The following is an 18,513-nucleotide window of genomic DNA, read 5'->3' on the forward strand; positions in this document are numbered from 1 at the left end:
GAGGCCGAGTTTTCCATGCGCCGACACCGCCACGCCAAGATTGTCGCCACCGTGGGCCCCGCCAGTGCGGCCCCCGAGCAGCTGCACGCCCTGTTCCTCGCCGGCGTCGACACCTTCCGGCTGAACTTCAGCCATGGCACCCAGGACGACCACGCCAAGGTCCACGCCGCGATCCGAAGGCTCGAGAAGGAGGTCGGCCGGCCGATCGGCATCCTGCAGGACCTGCAGGGTCCGAAGATCCGCATCGGCACGCTGCAGGGCGGTCGCCTGGAGCTGGAGGCCGGCGAGAGGGTGCGCTTCGTCCTGGAGGGCAGCGAGGGCAACAAGCAGGCGATCCCGCTCCACCACCCCGAGATCTTCGACGCCGTGGTACCGGGGCAGGAACTGCTGATCGACGACGGCCGGGTGCGGGTGCGGGTCACCGGGCCGGAGCGGACCGCCATCACCGCCGAGGTCGTCACCGGCGGGCCGATCTCCAACCGCAAGGGCGTCAACCTCCCGGGGACGTTGCTGGACCTCTCGCCGCTCACCGAGAAGGACCGCGCCGACCTCGCCTTCGGCCTCGATCTCGGCGTCGACTGGGTCGCCCTGTCGTTCGTCCAGAAACCCTCCGACGTCATCGAGGCGCGGGGCATCATCGGCGAGCGCGCCGGCATCATGTCGAAGATCGAGAAGCCGCAGGCCCTGGAGCGGATCGACGACATCATCCAGCTCTCAGACGCCGTGATGGTCGCCCGCGGCGATCTCGGTGTCGAGATCCCCCACGAGGACGTCCCGGCGCGGCAGAAGGAGCTGATCCGCGCCTGCCGGCGCGCGGTGAAGCCGGTGGTCGTGGCGACCCAGATGCTCGACTCGATGGTCAACGCCCCCGCGCCGACCCGGGCGGAGGCTTCGGACGTCGCCACCGCGATCTACGACGGCGCCGACGCCGTGATGCTCTCGGCGGAATCGGCCACGGGCCGGTATCCGGTGGAGGCCGTGGCCATGATGGACCGGATCGTCCGGAGTGTCGAAGGGCACAAGCTCTACCACTCGATCGTGGCGGCGCTAGAGCCCGGCGAAGAGGAGACGCCACCCCACGCGGTGGCGACCGCCACGGCCGATCTCGCCCAGGCCGTGCACGCTGCCGCGATCGTCGCCTACACGGCGGGCGGGACGACGGCGGCCCGGGTGGCCCGCCGCCGCCCGGCCTCCTCGATCCTGGCCCTCACGCCGAACGTCGACACCTCGCGCCGTCTGTGCCTGCTCTGGGGGGCGCACAGCGTGCTCACCGAGGATGTCGACAGCTACGAGGAGATGACCACGAAGGCCTGCCAGCACGCGCAGGACGAGGGCTTCGCCAAGCCGCACGACATCATCGTTGTCGCCGCCGGCATCCCGTTCCACACCCCCGGCAACACCAACAACATCCGCCTGATGCAGGTCTGACGGTGCCTTGGCGGGAACGCGGCCCGGGCCTCACCCGTTGACTCGAAAGCTGCGCCGTTTCGGCGCCTTACCGGAGGGCTGCCCCATGAACCTGATCGGACGCATCGTCACCAAGCTTCTCGGCAACGAGAACCGTCCCATCGACCGCGACGACCGCAACGCCAGCACGGCAACGCCGATCGGCCGCCTCGTCACCAAGATCCTGGGCAAGTAACCGCCTCGGACGCCGCGCCCTCGACGGGCGCGGCGCAGGTCGGCCGGAATCAGTTGGCGACGGCGCTGAGTGTGGCCCTTACGGCGGGAGCCGCCGGGACGGTATGCTGCCAGAACGTGCCGCTCCGGCCCTTCTCCAGCCCCTCGGCGTACAGCGCACGCATGTAGGCGGTGTCGAAGCCCTTGGCGGCGGACGCCTTCGGGCCGTTCTCGTCGATGTAGGTGAGGTTGAAGCCAATCCCGTTGCTGCGCGCCAGCGCGTAGGTCGCCGTCAGCGTCGCACGCGAGCGCGCGCGGCTCGCCGTCGTGAAGGATCGCTCAACGATGGACAGCGTGTTGTCCTTGGTGAGTTCGAAATCCGGCTCCAGGCGTCCGTTGATCACGACGTAGATCTCGGCTTTGCCGCCCGTGCGGATCCGGCCGTCACGCAGGAGCAGGGTCTGCGGCAGGGTGAAGACCGGCGTCACCACCGAGCCGTCCACATGCATCTCCTGGAAGCGCGCGTCGCCGGCCGACACGTCGATGAACTGCGGCGGGAAGACCGCCGGAATGCTGGCGGACGCGGCCAGTACGTCGCGGAACAGCTCCCGGGCGTTGGGCACGCCGCTGGCCGCGATGGCGCCCATGTTCCAGATCACCGCGCGCTGGGAATCGAGATTCGTGGTCACCACCAGCAGGCGCCGCCCCTTGGCGTGCTCCTCGGCGACCGCGCGGATCAGGTCCGAGGTCACGTACCGGTCGATCAGGCCGCGCAGGCGCCCGTCGCCGAACAAGCCCGAGCCGAACAGCACGTTCGCGATGTTGGGCGAGGCGACCAGCTCGCCGGCGACGCCGCTGGTGTAGAACTCGGTCAGGTAGGGATCGTAGGCCGCTCCCAGGAACGCGAAGGGTGCGATCAGGGCGCCGGTCGAGACACCCGAGACCAGCGTGAATTCCGGCCGCCGGCCGGAAGCTGTCCAGCCGTTGAGCACGCCCGCCCCGTAGGCTCCGTCGCCGCCGCCGCCGGAGAGGGCGAGGTAGGTGAAGCCGGCGCTGCGCCGCTGCGGATTGGCCGCCAGTTCGGCGATGGTCTCCACCGAGGCGTCGGCGTAGACGCGCGCACCCGGGATGCCCGGCACGCTGGCCCCGACCGCCTGCTCGGCCGTGTAGGCCGTGCGCGGCACGCTTCCGCAGGCCGCGAGCTGACCCGCGAGCCCGACCGCGGCCAGCATGCGCAGACCCTTCTGACGGAAACCCATCGTCCTCATCCTGATCCGTGGTCCGCAGCCACTCTGCCACACGGAACGAGCTTGGCCGTACCGGCTGTTCCCGCTTAGCCGGCCAACCGGAGCAATATGGCCGCGCTGTTGCGCAGGAGTCACGATCCCATCCGATCGCGGCGCAAGCGTGGCCGTTGCGGGCGGTCAGCGCCGGGCGGGCGCCATTGCCGGTGGACAGGCGCCGCCACCGGCGGGCAGCCGCCCTTGCAACGCTCGGGAGCGCCGCGCTAGGGTCCTGCCGTGGCCCGGCGGGACAGGGTGTCGCACGCAGTGCGGCAGCCGGCGCATGGGTGCGCAGTCTGCACGGCAGCATGAACAGCCGGATGACGGGTCTGACGGCCCGCATCATAGACCGCGGACCTTGGCGATTCTCGGGCTGCAGGGCGGAGGGGGACTATGGAAGCGGGCCTGGGCTGGACGGATGATCGCGTGGCTCTGCTGCGCCGGCTTTGGGAGGACGGGCAGAGCGCGAGCAAGATTGCGGCGCAGCTCGGCGGCGTCACCCGCAATGCCGTCATCGGCAAGGTGCATCGCCTCGGCCTCGCCGGGCGCGCCCGCGGCGGCGAGGAGGGGCAGGTCGCCGCCCCGCCGTCGAAGATCGTCGAGATCGAGACCGCCATCGCGGTGGTGGAGACGCAGGCGCCCGAGCCGGTGGCGATCCTCTCGCACCGCCCCGCGCCGGAGTTCACGCCGCCGGTCCCGGCGCCGGAGCCGGTCGCCCTTCAGGTCTCCCAGCGCGTCACGATCATGGACCTCCGGGAATCCATGTGCCGCTGGCCCCTCGGCGATCCGACGACGCCGGAATTCCGGTTCTGCGGCGCGCGATCGATCACGGGGCTCCCCTACTGCACCCATCACGCGGAGATCGCGTATCAGCCGGCGACCGAGCGGAAGCGGGATCGCCGCGTGGCGTCGTTCCGCTGAACGACGCTCTCAGCGCGGCACGAGCCCGGCCTGACGCAGGACGCGTAGGGTTGCCGGGTTGATGGACTCTGCCGGGACGAGCCCGGCGAGATTCCGCGGATGGGTCGTGCCGAAATCCGCCCGCGCGATCGCCCGGACGAGGCGGTCGGCCGGTTCGCCATCGAAGCCGGGGCGCGCGAGCACGAAGCTCCAGGAGCCCACGGTCTCGATCGGCGCGGTCTGACCCGGGAAGCTCCCGGCCGGCACGGTGAGCCTCTTCGTCGCGGATCCCGGCCGCGCGAGCTGCGCGATCGCCGCCTCCGAGGGCCCGAAGAAGCGGGCGCCGCCCGGCGCATTGGCCATGGCCAGGAAGCCCGGCCAGTCCAGGCCGCCGCCCCAGAGGGCGTCGGCCTGTCCGTCCCGCACCAGGGGCGGCCCGTCGCCGGCGCGGTCCAGCAGGATCGGGCGGATGTCCCGCTCGGGATCGAGACCCGAGGCGCCGAGCGCGGCGCGCCCCATCACGGTGAGCCCGGACTTGTGGGTGCCCAGCACCACGGCGCGACCGCGCAAATCCGCCACCGCCCGGATTCCGCTCGCCGCCGGGACGGCGAACAGGCCCGGCGTGGCGTAGATCGGCGACAGCACGGTGAGGCCGCCCTCCGCCAGGGCCGGATAGGCGTACTCGCCCTGGACGAGTGCGAGGTCGACGCGGCCGGCGCGCAGAAGCCCGATATTCTCGGCCGAGCCACCCGTGGACCGGGTCTCGACCGTCAGCGCGGGATCAACCGTCCGGAGCGCGGCCACGAAGGCCTCGCCGAAGGCTGGAAACCCGCCCCCGGGGGTCGCCGTGGCCAGGACGAGATGGGCCGGCTCGGCCGACAGCGCCGGACGCACGACGATGAATCCGAGTCCCGAGGTGAGAACACCCCTGCGCGTCGATCCCTCGGCATGGTCCACACGGATTCTCCTCGATCAGTCCGCTGCGGCGAATATCCGGCCCGACCCGATGTCGGAGAAAGATCTTCTATCGCGATGCCGTGGACCAGCAAAGCTGTCCTACACGTGGCCGCAAGTACCGGAAAAAGCGGAAAGAACTTTCGGTAACGGCACTTAGCCCGATTGCCCCGGCCGCGGCAACGCGATATCGCAGCCTCCCGACAGACCGGCAGAGCATGCCGTCCGTCCGACCCGACAAGTCTTAGACGCTTACACGAGCAGGAGCTCCGCGATGGCCGATTCCCTCAACGCGCCGGCGAAGGTCGGCCACGGCCGTGTCTACGGCTCGATCACCGAGACGATCGGCAACACCCCCCTGGTGCGCCTCAACCGCCTTCCGAAGGAGCATGGGGTCGACGCCGAGATCCTGCTGAAGCTCGAGTTCTTCAACCCGATCGCCAGCGTGAAGGACCGCATCGGCGTCAACATGATCGACGCGCTGGAGGCCTCCGGCAAGCTCCAGCCCGGCGGCACGCTGGTGGAGCCGACCTCGGGCAACACCGGCATCGCGCTGGCCTTCACGGCCGCGGCCCGGGGTTACCGCCTGATCCTGGTTATGCCGGAGACCATGTCGCTGGAGCGGCGCAAGATGCTCGCCTTCCTGGGCGCGGAGCTTGCGCTCACGCCCGGCGCGCAGGGCATGAAGGGCGCCATCGCCAAGGCCGAGGAACTCCTCAAGGACATCCCCGGCTCGGTCATGCCGCAGCAATTCTCCAACCCGGCCAATCCCGAGATCCACCGGAAGACCACCGCCGAGGAGATCTGGAGCGACACCGACGGCCAACTCGACGCCTTCGTGGCGGGCGTGGGCACCGGTGGCACCGTGACCGGCGTCGGCGAGGTCCTGAAGCCGCGCCTTCCGCACCTGAAGGTCTTCGCCGTGGAGCCGGAGGATTCCCCGGTGATCTCCGGCGGCCAGCCGGGTCCGCACAAGATCCAGGGCATCGGCGCCGGCTTCATCCCCGACAACCTCCACACCGACATCCTCGACGGCGTGCTGAAGGTCACCAACCAAGCTGCCTTCGACACCGCCCGGGCGCTCGCCCGGCTGGAGGGCATCCCGGGCGGCATTTCGACGGGCGGCAACGTGGCCGCGGCCCTCGAACTGGCCAAGCGGCCGGAATTCCAGGGCAAGCGGATCGTGACGATCGCCTGCTCGTTCGCCGAGCGCTACATCTCGTCGGCGCTGTTCGACGGGATCGGCTGAGCGGCCACGACCGGATCATCCGGTGCTCATGTCGCGGGCGCCCGTGGCATGAGCACCGGAACCGGTGAAGCCGCCGCTTCACCACTCAAGTAATCTTGAAATCCTCTCCATCGCGTCGAGGCGACAACACGATCGATATCGACGCGATCGAAAGTATCATCTACTTATCTCCCAATAGTCTCGCGACATCGTTGCTCGACCGCCCTGCCCCATCTCGAGCCTGGATCTTCGTTCGCCATTCCGATACGGCCAAACCGGTGATCGGACGGAGATTTCGACATGCGCGGCTTCCTGGTGATCCTGTGCTGCCTCTGGGCGCAGTCCGGACTGGCCCAGGGCTTCGCGATCCGCGACCTGACGAGCATCGCCGAGCAGGCGAGACGCGCGTTCGGCGCCGGATCGTCGGCGCGGGCCGAACCGCGTCGCCTGGCCCTGACCTGCCCCGCCTGTGACGGCGCCCCTACGGTCGATCTGCAACTCGGGCGTCTGAACGACGGCACCGAGGAGCGGGTGCGCTCCGGAAAGACGTCCCTCGGCGCGCTGGAATCCATCTGTCTGAAGCGCAATCCGGATTGCCGGCTCTCCGGCATCTCCGCCGGACCGGCGATCGGCTGGATCAGCGTCTACCCGGTCGAACGAGGCGGCGGGGCGACCGCCGTGTTCCTCCGCGACGGCGACCTGCTCTCGATCGAGGCACACGCCGCGAACCGCGAGACCGCCGCGGAGGCGGTCCAGCGGCTGGCGCAGGCCATCATGCCGCGAGTCGTCGGGCGCTGACGGCCCCGCTCGGCCGGCCTCGCGCAACCGTCCTCCTCGGCCCCCGTTGTCCCGCGAAGACGGAGAGAGGCGAACCATGACAATGCAGGAAGACCGATCGTCGCCGGGCGACACCGGCACCGGGTCCGGCGGCGAGGCGCGGGATCCGGCCGCGACCGACCGCCGGACCGATGCGGCCCGACAGGACCGCGACGCACCGCCCGCCGCGAAGCCCGAGCTGAGCGAAGCGATCGACCGCGCCACGGCTTCCGTCGGCCAAGACGACGGAAAGCGCTGATGCCCAGGCTGACCAGCGATTCCGGAACCGTCACCCGCAAGCCCGACGACGCGGTCGGCACGCGCGGGGATCCGCCCGCCGGCGGCGGGCACCAGACCGCCGAACAGGCGGCCGTCACCGAGATGGGCTCGGGGGGCGAGGCGCGCCCCGAGCCCAAGGACGGCTGGGGATCGACCGGGGAGCCCGGACGATCACCGCCGGCCGTGGGCGGCTCGTCCGGCGGGCATTCCGATCAGAAGGCGTCGCGCGGCCCGGCCGCGGACGAGAAGGTGGCGGGCGGCCGCTACCGGGCGGAGCGGGAGAACCAGAGTGAGTGAGCGCGAGACGACCGAACCGAAGCCCGAGAAGCCGAAGAACATCGCGCCGGATGCGGTGAAGGATCCGAACGAGAAGACCGACGGCAAGCCCGGGCTCGGGCCATCGGGCGGCGGAAGGCAGAACGACGAGACCGATCCCGGCGGCAGCTGAGCCGTTGGCGCTCCAGGCCCGGCGGGGGGCGACGCTCGACCGATACGGTCTGGAGCATCGCGCCGCAGGAGCAGGCAGCGCGAGGATCTGGGCCATGGCTGCACGACACGCGCCGCCATGGCCCACGACGCTCAGCGCGACCGTCGTGTCGGCGATCAGGTGAGCCGGAAGGCGATCGGATCCGCAGCCAGCCGCACGTCGTCCGGTCGGCAGCCGGTCTCGATGCAGGCGTACCGGATCGCGTCCTGACGGGTCCGGAAGATGCCGCCGGCCCGTCCACCGGCCGCGACGGCCACCCAATGGCCCTCCCCGTCCTGGCCGACGAGATACGAGGGCGGCGCCGCAGCGTGCGGCCGGACGGGGGGAAGCGGAGTCAACGCGACGGGCATGGGAGTCACGGGGTTCACGCGGCCCTCGAAGGACCGCAAGGCCGAGCTAAGCCGCCCGGCATAAGGGTTCGAGGGACGGCCGACCCACGTGGCATAAACGTCCCGTGAGCAACCGGGCATGAGCGCCCGGTTGCCGGCCGTTCATCTCAGGCTGCGCTGTCCTTCGACGACCGCTCGACGCGCTTGCGATCGTTGGGATCCAGCACGGTCTTGCGCAGCCGGATCGACTTCGGCGTCACCTCGACCAGCTCGTCGTCCTGGATCCAGGCGAGCGAGCGCTCGAGCGTCATGCGGATCGGCGGCGTCAGGCGGACCGCCTCGTCCTTCGAGGTGGTGCGGATGTTGGTCAGCTTCTTGCCCTTGAGCACGTTCACCTCGAGATCGTTCTCGCGGTTGTGCTCGCCGATGATCATGCCCTGGTAAACCTTCCAGCCCGGCTCGATCATCATCGGGCCGCGGTCCTCGAGGTTCCACATGGCGTAGGCCACCGCCTCGCCCTTGTCGTTCGAGATCAGCACGCCGTTGCGGCGGCCGGCGATCTCGCCCTTGAAGGGCTCGTAGGCCTTGAACAGGCGGTTCATGATCGCCGTGCCGCGGGTGTCGGTGAGCAACTCGCCCTGGTAGCCGATCAGGCCGCGGGTCGGGGCGTGGAACACTAGGCGCAGGCGGTCACCGCCCGACGGCCGCATCTCCAGCATCTCGGCCTTGCGCTCCGACATCTTCTGGACGACGACGCCCGAGTGCTCCTCGTCGACGTCGATCACGACCTCCTCGATCGGCTCGAGCAGGCCGCCGTCCTCGTCCTTCTCGTAGACGACGCGCGGGCGGGACACCGCGATCTCGAAGCCCTCGCGCCGCATCGTCTCGATGAGGATCGCGAGTTGCAGCTCGCCGCGGCCGGACACGTAGAACGAGTCCTTGTCGGCCGCCTCCTCGATCTTCAGCGTGACGTTGCCCTCGCCCTCCTTGAACAGGCGATCGCGGATCATCCGGCTCGTGACCTTGTCGCCCTCGGTGCCGGCGAGGGGCGAGTCGTTGACGATGAACGACATCGTCACGGTCGGCGGATCGATCGGCTGGGCCTGGATCGGGGTGTCGACCTGCGGATCGCAGAACGTGTCGGCGACGGTGCCCTTCATCAGGCCGGCGATCGAGACGATGTCGCCCGCCTCGCCGATGTCGATCGGTGCGCGCTCCAGGCCGCGGAAGGCGAGGATCTTCGAGACGCGGCCAGTCTCCACGACCTTGCCGTCGCGCGAGAGCACCTTGATCTGCTGGTTCGGCTTCACGGTCCCGGAAGCGATGCGACCCGTGATGATCCGGCCGAGGAACGGGTTGGCCTCGAGCAGGGTGCCGAGCATGCGGAACGGGCCGTCCTCGACCTTGGCGGGGGGAACGTGCTTGAGCACCAGTTCGAACAGCGGCTCCAACCCCACCGACGGGTCGGCGTCGGGGCTGTCGGCCATCCAGCCGTTGCGGCCCGATCCGTACAGGATCGGGAAGTCGAGCTGGTCGTCGGTGGCGTCGAGCGCGGCGAACAGGTCGAACACCTCGTTCACGACCTCGGTGATGCGCGCGTCCGGACGGTCGACCTTGTTGATCGCTACGATCGGGCGCAGGCCGATCTTCAGCGCCTTGCCGACCACGAACTTGGTCTGCGGCATCGGCCCCTCGGCGGCGTCCACGAGGACGATCACGCCGTCGACCATCGACAGGATACGCTCGACCTCGCCGCCGAAATCGGCGTGGCCGGGGGTGTCGACGATGTTGATGCGCGTGTCCTTCCAGACGACCGAGGTCGCCTTGGCGAGGATCGTGATGCCACGCTCCTTCTCCAGGTCGTTGGAGTCCATCGCCCGCTCCTCGACCCGCTGATTCTCGCGGAAGGTGCCGGACTGGGCCAGCAGCTTGTCGACCAGGGTCGTCTTGCCGTGGTCGACGTGGGCGATGATGGCGATGTTGCGCAAGTTCATGGCGGCCCGAAACGGGTTGTGCCGGCTCCCTGGCGGCCGCGCGGCGCGGCCGTCCGCGCCGGTTCAGGTACGGAGTCGTGGTGGTTGCGTCGCAATATAAGGACATGCGTCCATGAGCAAGGCCGACGCGCGCATGGCGGGTGCCTCATATCGGGATTGCGGCCGCATGAGCCTGTCCAGCCGGAGCCGTAGCGGTAGAGATCAGCGTCGCGGGCTCCTCCGGGCGCCGCGGCGTGCCCTATATGTCGATGCGAATGCGGCTGCCGAACGATGACGTATGAGGCGGCGCCGGTGAGCCGAGCGTGCCGGGCGCCCGCCCCGGTCGTATGGTCGCACCGGCGCGGACCGATTCGGCATCGCCCTCGACAGGATGGGCCCTCAGCGGACGGACACGATGCGCGCGCTTGAGCCGCGGCTCTTCTCGTATATCTGGCGCTATTCGAAGGGCGATCAGCTCAAGATCTGCGCCGTGGTGATGGCCTCGCTGCCGTTCTACTTCGCGTCGCTCGACCTGCCCAAGCGCATCGTCAACGATGCCATCACCGGCAAGGCGTTCTCGCACGGCGAGGCGACGGCCTCGTTCCTCAACATCACCGTGCACTGGCCGGACGTACTCGGCGGCGGGACGACCCAGCTGTTCGAGGGCTTCCAGCTGGACCGGTTCGAGCTGCTGCTCGGGCTCTCGACCCTGTTCCTGTCGCTCGTCCTGATCAACGGCGCGTTCAAGTTCTGGATCAACCTGCAGAAGGGGATCCTCGGCGAGCGGATGCTGCGCCGGCTGCGCTTCCAGCTCTTCTCGCTGATGCTGCGGTTCTCGCCGGAGGCGCAGCGGGAGGTGAAATCCTCCGAGACGGCGACGATCATCCGCGACGAGGTGGAGCCGATCGGCTCCTTCATCGGCGACGCGATCGTGGTGCCGGTCTTCCTCGGCACCCAGGCCGCCACCGCGCTGGCCTTCATCATGATGCAGAACCTGTGGCTCGGCTTGGCGGCCGGCGGCATGGTCGGCGTGCAGATGACCGTCATCCCGCGGCTGCGCCGCGAGATCATCCGCCTCAGCCGGCGGCGCCAGATCGCATCGCGCAATCTCGCGGGCCGCGTCGCCGAGGTTCTCGACGGCCTGCCGGCGGTCCTCCTGAACGACACGGGCCGGTGGGAGCGGGCGGAAATCGGTGACCGCCTCTACAACCTCTACGACCTGCGCCTGCGGATCTACAGGCGCAAGTTCGCGGTCAAATACCTCAACAACCTGCTCGCGCAGGTCACGCCGTTCCTGTTCTACGCCATCGGCGGCGTCTTCGCCCTGAAGGGCGAACTCGACATCGGCCAGCTCGTCGCCGTCCTCGCCGCCTACCGCGACCTGCCCCCGCCCCTCAAGGAACTGATCGACTGGGACCAGCAGCGCCTCGACGTCGAGGTGAAGTACGAGACCGTGGCGGCGCATTTCGGCCCGCAGCGCCTCCGGCCGGCGGAATCCGAGACCGCGGCGGCGCCGCCGCATCTCGGGACGCCGCTCAAGATCGAGGGCCTGACGCTGCGCGACCCGCAGGGCGGCAATCCGGTCGAGGTCGGGGACGTGGAGGTGCCCCTGCCCGGCCGGTTCGCGCTGGTCCCGTCCGGCTCGGTCGCGCAGGAATTCGCCCGCGTCCTGGCGGGCCTGCAGTCGGCGCCGAACGGCCTGATCCGCATCGGCGAGCACGACCTCTCCACCCTGCCGCGCCCCGCCCATGCGCGCCGCATCGCCTACGCGAGCAACGAGCCCGTGCTGTTCCCCGGCACGGTGCGCGACAACATCCTCTACGGTCTGCGGATCTGCCCGCTGCGGACCGGCACCCTCGACCTGAGCCGGGCGCAGATCAACGAGGCGGTGAAGACCGGCAACCCCTGCGACAGCGTCGACGATCCCTGGATCGATTATCAGCGGCTCGGCGTCCGCGACGCGGCGGATCTCGACGAGCGGCTCCTCGACCTCCTCGTCCGGCTGGATCTCGGCGACGACCTGTACCGGTTCGGCCTCGGCGCGCTCAGCTCGATCACGCACGAGACGCCGGCGGGCCAGCGGATGATCGCGGCCCGGGAGCACCTGCGCGAACTCTTCGTCCAGAAGGGCCTCGCCGACCTCGTCATCCCGTTCGCCCGGAGCCGCTACAACGATCAGGCGACCGTCGGGGAAAACCTGCTGTTCGGCGTGCCGCGCGACCCGACGCTGACGGATCCGCGGCGCCTGGCGGGCACAACCCTGTTCCGCGAGGCGCTCGAGAAGGTCCAACTCCTCGACGAGCTCGATCGCATGGGCGTCGCCATCGCCAGCAACCTGAAGGACATATTCGCCGACGTGCCGCCCGGCCATCCGCTGTTCCGGCGCTTCTCGCTGATCACCCCGGACGCGCTGCCGGACTACCTCCATCGGCTCTCCCGCCTTCCGGACGAGGGACGCCTGAGCGAGGCGGACAGCGTCGCGTTCCTGGCCCTGACCCTGGCCTACGTGGAGCCGCGGATGCGTTTCGGCCTGCTCGACCAGGGCCTAGCCATGCGCATCGTCGGAGCCCGGGCGGTCGTGCAGGGCATGATGCACGGCGAGGACGGGTGCGACGTGGAATCCTACGATCCCAACAGGATCAACCCGCGCAGCACCGTCCTCGACAACCTCCTGTTCGGCCGCATCGACACCGCCCGGATGCACGGTGAGGCGCTGATCCAGCGGGAAGCGCGCGCGGTGTTCCGGGAGTTCGATTTGGAGCGACCGATCCAGCGGCGCGGCCTGGACAAGGCGGTGGGCAATCGCGGGCAGTTGCTGGCCGAGCGCGTCCGCGTGCGGATCGGCCTCGCCCGGGCGATCCTGCGGGACCCCGAGATCCTCGTCGTCGACCGCGTGGACGAACACCTTGAACACGGCGTCGAAACGCTGCTCGCGGTCACGGGCGCGGCGCTGCCCCGGGCCAGCTTGGTGGCAAGCCTCTCGGCAGAGGCGGATCTCGATCGGTTTCCCGAACGGCTGCCGATCCGCGGCGCCGAGACACGCCTGCGCACCGCGGCCGAATGACATCGGCGGGACACAGGGATCCGGCGGTTTACAGGTGCCCCGTCTGCGGCCACAGGTAGTCGCATGCCCACGTTTTCGGACGCGATCGAGACCCCGGCTCAGACGACCGGGAGGCTCGCCGACCTGCCCCGCGTGGTGCCGCCGCACCGCGTGCCGCCGGAGCGCGAGCTGCCGATTCCGGCCTATCTGCGCTCGATCCGCGACAACAGCCTGACGGGCTTTCCGCGGCGCGCCTTCGAGGAACTCGTCACGCGCCGCGGCCTCCTCGGCCGGTCGAGCTTCGTCCTCAGCGATCCGGAGGCGATCCGACGGGTGCTGGTCGAGAACCAGGCGAATTACGCACGGACCACCGGGACGACGCGCATCCTCCGCCCGATCCTGGGCGACGGGCTCCTGATCAGCGAGGGCTCCGCGTGGCGCCACCAGCGCCGCACCCTAGCGCCTGCCTTCACACCGCGGGCGATCGACGGTCTGGTGCCGCACATCGCCGCCGCCGTGGAGAAGGGCTTGGACGACATCGCCGCCGAGGCCGCGGCGGGTCCGGTTGACCTGTTCACGTCGTTCTACCGGCTGGCGCTGGAGATCGCCGGACGGGCCATGTTCTCGGTGGGGATGGACGCGCACGGGACCGACCTGCGCGCCTTCATCGCCGAGTACGCGGAGCGGATGGGCCGCCCCCACCTCCTCGACATCGTGATGCCGCCGGGCTGGCCGGTGCCCCTCGACTGGTCGCGGTCACGCTTCCGTCGGCGCTGGATCCCGTTCCTCGACCGCATCATCGCGGCGCGCCAGGCGTCGGATCGGCACGACACCGGCTCGGGGGATCTGCTCGATTTGCTGGCGACGGCGCGCAACCCGGATACGGGGGCCGCCTTCACACCCAAGGCGCTGCGCGACCAGGTCGCGACGATGATCCTCGCCGGCCACGAGACAACGGCCGGCACGCTGTTCTGGGCGGCCTACCTGCTGGCCCTCGCCCCCGACCTGCAGGAACGCGTCGCCGCCGAGGCGCGCGGGGCCGACCTCGCGGACCCCACCGGCTGCCAGAGCGACGGCCGGCTCCCCCTCACCCGCGCGGTGATCGACGAGACCCTGCGCCTCTACCCGGCGGCCTTCGTGGTCGTCCGCCGGGCGCTCGGCCCGGACACGGTGGCCGGCCACGCGGTGAAGAGGAATGACGTCGTGATGGTCAGCCCCTGGGTGCTGCACCGGCACCGAAGCCTCTGGTCGGATCCGGAGGCGTTCGATCCCGGCCGCTTCCTGCCGGGCGCGCCGCCGCCGCCCCGCTTCGCCTACCTGCCCTTTGGGGCCGGCCCGCGGGTCTGCATCGGGGCGCAATTCGCGCTCAGCGAGGCCGTGCTGTCGCTGGCCCGGTTGCTGGCGCGGTTCCGCATCGTTCTGGACAGTCGCGAGCCGGTCCTTCCGCAGGCGGTGGTGACGACCCAGCCGGACCGGCACCCGCTGTTCCGGCTGATTCCGCGGGACGAAGTCAGCCCCTGATCCCCGTAATCGTCGCAGAGATCGCCCGCGGATCGCGCATCGGCCAGCGGTCGGTCTCGACCTGGGCCAGGAAGACGTCGAGGAGACGGTTATAGGCGTCGGGCTCCTCGACCGAGAGGGCGTGGCCGGTGTTGGGCAGGACCGCCAGCGCGGCGGATGGAATCGCCCGCTTCAGCATCAGGCTTGGCGCGAGGCAGGGCCAGTCCTCGTCGCCGGCGACGATCAGCGTCGGCGCGGTGAGCCGGCCCAGGGCTTCCGTCAGGTCGTAGAGCGAGGGGCGTTCCTTCTGCACGCCGGCCTGCGTGTTGGCCGCGCCCAGCGCCGAATGTTCCGCCAGCATCCGCTTGAACTCGGCGTGCCCGCGGGGGTCCTTGGTCTCGAACTGCACCCGGGTCGGGCCGACGGCGTAGCGCTCGGCGAAGGCGGCCATCCCGTCCCGCCGCAGCGCCTCCGCGGTGGCGTCCGCCTCGGCGCGGAACTGGGCCTGCCGCTCGGGCTCAGCGCCGTAGCCGCAGCCGCCCAGGCAGAGCGACAGAACGCGGCCTGGATGGCGCAGGCCGAAATGGAGGGTCGCGAAGGCGCCCATGGAGATCCCCGCGACGTGGGCCTTCGGGGCCCCGAGATGGTCGAGGATCGCCAGGATGTCGTCGGCGGCACGGGCCTGCGTGTAGGCCGAGACGGCCTCGGGCACGTCGGAGGGCGGGTAGCCGCGGGCGTTGAACGCGACGGCGTGGTAGCGCCGGCCGAAATGGCGGAGCTGCGCCTCGTAGCTGCGGTGATCGCCGGCGAACTCATGCACGAAGATCAGCGGTGTCCCGCGCCCGCTCTCCTCGTAGTGAAGGCGCACCCCGTCATCCGTCGTCGCGCTCGGCATGTCGCTCCCTCCGCGGGTTCCCGAAGGATCCGGCCCGCAGCGCGCGACCCCGGTCCCGACCCTGTCCTCGATGCGACCCGTCCGTCGTTCCGGGACCGCGCCCCGGAAGGCGAATTCCGGAGCCGGCGCCGGTCGAAGGCCTAGCCCCGGCGGGGTTCCCCGTCCGGAGCTAGGCCTTCGACGGGGGCTATCACCGTCGCTGACAATCGGGGCGGCATCCGGGTTCCAACGTCCCCGAACATCGCGGACTTTCTACGCGGACGCGCCTCGCGGCGGACCGAGGCGGAACCCGCACGCAGAAAGCCGCACCCGGCTTACCGGGCGCGGCTTGCGCATGTCGATACCGGCGGGCGCGGTCCCGTTCCGGCTCAAGCGGCCTTCTTGGAAGCCGCCTTGGCGCCGCCCCTGTTGGCGGCGACCTCGGCGAGCTTCGCCGCCAGCTTGGCGTCGAGCTTGCCGCCCACGCCGAGCGGAAGCTCGATGTCGAGGCCGAGGGTCGAGACGCCCTCGCCGCGCTCCAGGGTGACTTTCACCTTGTCGGGCTCCACCGCGACATGGTTGGCGATCACCGCCAGGATCTCCTCGCGGAGCTGGAGCACGAGGTCGGGGCGACCCGACTCGGCCCGCTCGTGGGCGAGGATCAGCTGAAGGCGGTCGCGGGCGACCGCTCCGGAGTTGCGCTTCTGGAAGATCCCCAGGATGCTCATGCCGCCCTCCGCATGAACAGCTTGTCGAGGAAGGACTTGCGCTCGACCGGCAGGCTCATCGGCACGTCCTCGCCCTTGAGCCGGCGCGCTGCGTCGGCGTAGGCGCGCGCCGGGGCGCAGAGCGGGTTGTTGAGGGTCACCGGGCAGCCGAGGTTCGAGGCGCGCAGCACCTCCTGGCTCTCGGGGATGATGGCGAGCAGCGGGATCGACAGGATGTCGAGCACGTCCTCGGTCTTGAGCATGTCGCCGCGGTCGGCCCGGCCCGGGTCGTAGCGGGTGAGGATCAGGTGCTTCTCCATGTCCTCGCCCTTCTCCGCCTTGGCGGTCTTGGAATCGAGGAGGCCGATGATCCGGTCGGAGTCGCGCACCGAGGAGACCTCGGGGTTGGTCACGACCACGGCGACGTCGGCGTGGTGCATGGCGAGCTGGGCGCCGCGCTCGATGCCGGCCGGCGAGTCGCAGATCACCCAGTCGAACTTGTCGCGCAGCTCCTGCATGACCCGGGCGACGCCGGCGTCGGTGAGCGCATCCTTGTCGCGGGTCTGGGAGGCCGGCAGCAGGTGCAGGGTCTCCAGACGCTTGTCCTTGATGAGCGCCTGCGGGAGCTTGGCGTCGCCGTTGACCACGTTGATGAGGTCGTAGACGACCCGCCGCTCGGCGCCCATGACGAGGTCGAGGTTGCGCAGGCCGACGTCGAAATCGACGACGCACACGCTTTGCCCACCCTGCGCCAGGGCCGCTCCGAGGGCTGCGGTCGTCGTCGTCTTGCCGACGCCGCCCTTGCCCGATGTGACGACGAGAACCTTTGCCACGCGTCGATCTCCCTTAATCCAGAGCTGACTTAGTCTAAGCTCGCCATTCGGATGTTGCCGCCATCGAGCCAGACCTGGGCGGCCTTGCCGCGCAGGGCCGTACCCATGTCCTCCGCCGTCCGCACGAGGCGGTCGATCCCCAGCAACTCGGGCTCGAATTTGCGGCAGTAGATTCGTGCGCGCGGGTTGCGCGCAGCGCCGGCGATCGCGCGTCCGCGCAGGGCTCCGTAGACGTGGATGGAGCCGCCCGCCAGGATCTCGGCGCCCGATGAGACGGACCCCATGACGGTCACGTCGCCGGTCGGGTTGATGATGCTCTGTCCGGAGCGGACCGAGCCCTCGACCGTGATCGAGGTCACCACCTGCGGCTCCGGCTCGGCCGGGGTCGGGATCTCGATCGTCTCGGACGGGTGTCCGTTGACGAGGAGAGGCGGCAGACCTTCGGCGACCGCGTCGGCGCCCTCGATGCCGAGGACCGCGATGCCGCGGGCCTTCAGCTCACGCATGAGCGTTTCGAGGGCGTCCGGCTCGGGCTTGAACCGGGCGCAATCCAGGATGACGGCCCGGCCTTGCAGCAGGGTCGGCGATCGCTTGAGTGCCGCGTCGAGACCCGCGAGCCACTCGGGAAGCGGCGGCTCGGGGGAAAGGGCCAGGGCCTTGAAGGCCCGTCCGCGCAGGCTGAGCGGCCGGGGCGCGGAAGGAGCCGCCGCGGGGGCGGTCTCCGGATCGATCGGCTCGGGGTGGGTCTCGCTCATGTCCGCCCGTTAAGAGTCCTTACCGGACCATTGACGGCGGGTATGGTTACCGAAGGGTTAAGTTTCTGATCCGGTCGGCAAATTCTGCCGGGATCCTGGTATCGAGGGGTTCAACCCCGCTCCAACAGGTTGAGCTTGATCGCGTCGTCCAGGAGCCGGACCTCGACGGCCTGACCCCGGAAGGCGGGATCGAGATCGTCGGCCGCGCGGTAGAGACCGTCGATCGCCACGAGTTCCGGCTCGAACTTGCGGCACCAGATTCGCGCCGCCGGATTGCCCGCGGCGCCCGCGATGGCGCGACCGCGGAGGGCTCCGTAGATGTGGATCGACCCCCCCGCGATGACCTCGGCCCCGGAGGCGACGGCGCCCAGCACCGTGACGTCGCCCTCGAGGTTCAGCACGGTCTGACCCGAGCGCACCGGCGCGTCGAGGATCAAAGACCGGACCGTCTCCTTGGGCTGCGGCTCGGTCGGCGCGGCTTCTCCGGGCGTGTCGATCTCCCCGGCCGGGCGACCGCCCGACAGGGCCGGCGGCAGACCATCCCCCAGGAGGGCGGGCGGCGCCCCCTCGATGCCCAGGACCGCGATGTTACGCGCGGTGAGTTCCGCGAGCAGCCCGTCGAGGTCCTCGCGGCCGAGCCGCAGGCCCGCGAGGTCGAGGATCACCGGCCGGCCGGCGAAGAAGTTCGGCGCGCGCCGGTTCAGGGCGTCGAGATCGCCGAGCCAGTCGCTCACGGGGGGCACGGGGGCCAGGACGGTGGCCATGAAGGAGCGGCCGCGGAAGCGGATCGGCGGGCGCACCGGCTCGGATGTCGGCTGGGTCACGGGCGTGTTCGGTGTCGCGGAAGGGTCGTCCGCATCCATGCGGCGGCGCCGCGTCCGGGGCAATCCCGCAACGCCCGGTGTGACGCCTTGGCGACCCCGCGGGCGCGT

General features: G+C 70.2%; 19 protein-coding genes. 10 read left to right on the plus strand and 9 right to left on the minus strand.

Annotated features, from left to right (window positions below):
• Nucleotides 1-15: 15 nt before the first annotated feature.
• Together pyk and MKK82_RS08120 are read left to right on the plus strand one after the other, a co-directional pair.
• Nucleotides 16-1,428, plus strand: a complete 1,413-nt coding sequence (gene pyk / locus MKK82_RS08115; protein WP_238285005.1) for a pyruvate kinase — start codon at nucleotides 16-18, stop codon at nucleotides 1,426-1,428.
• 85 nt (nucleotides 1,429-1,513) lie between these two features.
• Nucleotides 1,514-1,642, plus strand: a complete 129-nt coding sequence (locus tag MKK82_RS08120; protein WP_238285004.1) for a TFIIS helical bundle-like domain containing protein — start codon at nucleotides 1,514-1,516, stop codon at nucleotides 1,640-1,642.
• Between the two features lie 49 nt (nucleotides 1,643-1,691).
• Here MKK82_RS08120 and MKK82_RS08125 read toward each other — a convergent pair whose 3' ends face one another.
• Nucleotides 1,692-2,879, minus strand: coding sequence for a patatin-like phospholipase family protein (locus MKK82_RS08125; protein WP_238285003.1), 1,188 nt, complete (start codon nucleotides 2,877-2,879; stop codon nucleotides 1,692-1,694).
• A gap of 417 nt (nucleotides 2,880-3,296) precedes the next feature.
• On the opposite strand from MKK82_RS08125, the gene MKK82_RS08130 reads away from it, so the two are divergent.
• Entirely contained in the window at nucleotides 3,297-3,824 is a 528-nt protein-coding gene (locus tag MKK82_RS08130) for a GcrA family cell cycle regulator (protein WP_238285002.1), read from the plus strand.
• A 9-nt stretch (nucleotides 3,825-3,833) separates the two neighbouring features.
• On the opposite strand, the gene MKK82_RS08135 is transcribed toward MKK82_RS08130, so the two are convergent.
• Nucleotides 3,834-4,760: a TAXI family TRAP transporter solute-binding subunit gene (locus MKK82_RS08135; protein ID WP_238285000.1), complete on the minus strand. Its 927-nt coding sequence runs from the start codon at nucleotides 4,758-4,760 to the stop codon at nucleotides 3,834-3,836.
• Nucleotides 4,761-5,031: 271 nt separating this feature from the next.
• Between MKK82_RS08135 and cysK the strand changes: the two genes are divergently transcribed.
• From cysK to MKK82_RS08160, 5 genes are all read left to right on the plus strand, one after another.
• Entirely contained in the window at nucleotides 5,032-6,006 is a 975-nt protein-coding gene (cysK, locus tag MKK82_RS08140; protein WP_238284998.1) for a cysteine synthase A, read from the plus strand.
• 279 nt (nucleotides 6,007-6,285) lie between these two features.
• A complete protein-coding gene (locus tag MKK82_RS08145; protein ID WP_243985234.1) occupies nucleotides 6,286-6,783 on the plus strand; it encodes a hypothetical protein in 498 nt (165 codons plus the stop codon).
• A gap of 76 nt (nucleotides 6,784-6,859) precedes the next feature.
• Nucleotides 6,860-7,060 (plus strand): hypothetical protein, encoded by a 201-nt coding sequence (locus tag MKK82_RS08150; protein ID WP_243985235.1) that lies wholly within the window; start codon nucleotides 6,860-6,862, stop codon nucleotides 7,058-7,060.
• Nucleotides 7,060-7,377 carry a hypothetical protein gene (locus MKK82_RS08155; RefSeq protein WP_238284993.1) on the plus strand — a complete coding sequence of 106 codons (318 nt, stop codon included), beginning with the start codon at nucleotides 7,060-7,062 and terminating at the stop codon, nucleotides 7,375-7,377. Before MKK82_RS08150 ends, MKK82_RS08155 begins: the two co-directional genes overlap by 1 nt.
• The gene (locus MKK82_RS08160) at nucleotides 7,370-7,528 is read left to right on the plus strand and encodes a hypothetical protein (protein ID WP_238284992.1); all 159 of its coding nucleotides are present in this window, start codon (nucleotides 7,370-7,372) and stop codon (nucleotides 7,526-7,528) included. The genes MKK82_RS08155 and MKK82_RS08160 overlap by 8 nt, the downstream gene beginning before the upstream one ends.
• A gap of 155 nt (nucleotides 7,529-7,683) precedes the next feature.
• On the opposite strand, the gene MKK82_RS08165 is transcribed toward MKK82_RS08160, so the two are convergent.
• Nucleotides 7,684-7,935 carry an RAG2 PHD domain containing protein gene (locus MKK82_RS08165; RefSeq protein ID WP_373323249.1) on the minus strand — a complete coding sequence of 84 codons (252 nt, stop codon included), beginning with the start codon at nucleotides 7,933-7,935 and terminating at the stop codon, nucleotides 7,684-7,686.
• Between the two features lie 128 nt (nucleotides 7,936-8,063).
• A complete protein-coding gene (gene typA, locus MKK82_RS08170; protein WP_238284991.1) occupies nucleotides 8,064-9,890 on the minus strand; it encodes a translational GTPase TypA in 1,827 nt (608 codons plus the stop codon).
• A 394-nt stretch (nucleotides 9,891-10,284) separates the two neighbouring features.
• On the opposite strand from typA, the gene MKK82_RS08175 reads away from it, so the two are divergent.
• A complete protein-coding gene (locus MKK82_RS08175; RefSeq protein WP_238284990.1) occupies nucleotides 10,285-12,933 on the plus strand; it encodes an ABC transporter ATP-binding protein in 2,649 nt (882 codons plus the stop codon).
• Nucleotides 12,934-12,996: 63 nt separating this feature from the next.
• The gene (locus tag MKK82_RS08180) at nucleotides 12,997-14,433 is read left to right on the plus strand and encodes a cytochrome P450 (RefSeq protein WP_243985237.1); all 1,437 of its coding nucleotides are present in this window, start codon (nucleotides 12,997-12,999) and stop codon (nucleotides 14,431-14,433) included.
• Here MKK82_RS08180 and MKK82_RS08185 read toward each other — a convergent pair.
• The 5 genes from MKK82_RS08185 to minC (MKK82_RS08205) all read right to left on the minus strand — a co-directional run bounded on the left by MKK82_RS08185 (nucleotide 14,423) and on the right by minC (MKK82_RS08205) (nucleotide 18,345).
• Nucleotides 14,423-15,307 (minus strand): alpha/beta fold hydrolase, encoded by an 885-nt coding sequence (locus MKK82_RS08185; RefSeq protein WP_238284987.1) that lies wholly within the window; start codon nucleotides 15,305-15,307, stop codon nucleotides 14,423-14,425. The genes MKK82_RS08180 and MKK82_RS08185 overlap by 11 nt on opposite strands.
• Nucleotides 15,308-15,675: 368 nt before the next feature.
• Nucleotides 15,676-16,014: a cell division topological specificity factor MinE gene (gene minE / locus MKK82_RS08190; RefSeq protein ID WP_238284986.1), complete on the minus strand. Its 339-nt coding sequence runs from the start codon at nucleotides 16,012-16,014 to the stop codon at nucleotides 15,676-15,678.
• Nucleotides 16,011-16,826: a septum site-determining protein MinD gene (gene minD / locus MKK82_RS08195; protein ID WP_238284984.1), complete on the minus strand. Its 816-nt coding sequence runs from the start codon at nucleotides 16,824-16,826 to the stop codon at nucleotides 16,011-16,013. The genes minE and minD overlap by 4 nt, the downstream gene beginning before the upstream one ends.
• 29 nt (nucleotides 16,827-16,855) lie before the next feature.
• Nucleotides 16,856-17,581 carry a septum site-determining protein MinC gene (minC, locus tag MKK82_RS08200; protein ID WP_238284983.1) on the minus strand — a complete coding sequence of 242 codons (726 nt, stop codon included), beginning with the start codon at nucleotides 17,579-17,581 and terminating at the stop codon, nucleotides 16,856-16,858.
• A 110-nt stretch (nucleotides 17,582-17,691) separates the two neighbouring features.
• Nucleotides 17,692-18,345 (minus strand): septum site-determining protein MinC, encoded by a 654-nt coding sequence (gene minC, locus MKK82_RS08205; RefSeq protein ID WP_243985261.1) that lies wholly within the window; start codon nucleotides 18,343-18,345, stop codon nucleotides 17,692-17,694.
• Nucleotides 18,346-18,513: the final 168 nt, after the last annotated feature.

Origin of the sequence: Methylobacterium sp. E-046, from assembly GCF_022829625.1 — a bacterium.
Lineage (GTDB): Bacteria > Pseudomonadota > Alphaproteobacteria > Rhizobiales > Beijerinckiaceae > Methylobacterium > Methylobacterium longum.

Coding starts and splice junctions, on each gene's coding strand:
- cysK (WP_238284998.1), top strand. CDS start 5,032: ATGGCCGATTCCCTCAACGCGCCGGCGAAGGTCGGCCACGGCCGTGTC.
- MKK82_RS08130 (WP_238285002.1), top strand. CDS start 3,297: ATGGAAGCGGGCCTGGGCTGGACGGATGATCGCGTGGCTCTGCTGCGC.
- MKK82_RS08125 (WP_238285003.1), bottom strand. CDS start 2,879: ATGGGTTTCCGTCAGAAGGGTCTGCGCATGCTGGCCGCGGTCGGGCTC.
- MKK82_RS08145 (WP_243985234.1), top strand. CDS start 6,286: ATGCGCGGCTTCCTGGTGATCCTGTGCTGCCTCTGGGCGCAGTCCGGA.
- minC (WP_243985261.1), bottom strand. CDS start 18,345: ATGGCCACCGTCCTGGCCCCCGTGCCCCCCGTGAGCGACTGGCTCGGC.
- MKK82_RS08185 (WP_238284987.1), bottom strand. CDS start 15,307: ATGCCGAGCGCGACGACGGATGACGGGGTGCGCCTTCACTACGAGGAG.
- pyk (WP_238285005.1), top strand. CDS start 16: ATGCGCCGACACCGCCACGCCAAGATTGTCGCCACCGTGGGCCCCGCC.
- typA (WP_238284991.1), bottom strand. CDS start 9,890: ATGAACTTGCGCAACATCGCCATCATCGCCCACGTCGACCACGGCAAG.
- MKK82_RS08150 (WP_243985235.1), top strand. CDS start 6,860: ATGACAATGCAGGAAGACCGATCGTCGCCGGGCGACACCGGCACCGGG.
- MKK82_RS08175 (WP_238284990.1), top strand. CDS start 10,285: ATGCGCGCGCTTGAGCCGCGGCTCTTCTCGTATATCTGGCGCTATTCG.
- MKK82_RS08155 (WP_238284993.1), top strand. CDS start 7,060: ATGCCCAGGCTGACCAGCGATTCCGGAACCGTCACCCGCAAGCCCGAC.
- minE (WP_238284986.1), bottom strand. CDS start 16,014: ATGAGCATCCTGGGGATCTTCCAGAAGCGCAACTCCGGAGCGGTCGCC.
- minC (WP_238284983.1), bottom strand. CDS start 17,581: ATGAGCGAGACCCACCCCGAGCCGATCGATCCGGAGACCGCCCCCGCG.
- MKK82_RS08180 (WP_243985237.1), top strand. CDS start 12,997: ATGCCCACGTTTTCGGACGCGATCGAGACCCCGGCTCAGACGACCGGG.
- MKK82_RS08120 (WP_238285004.1), top strand. CDS start 1,514: ATGAACCTGATCGGACGCATCGTCACCAAGCTTCTCGGCAACGAGAAC.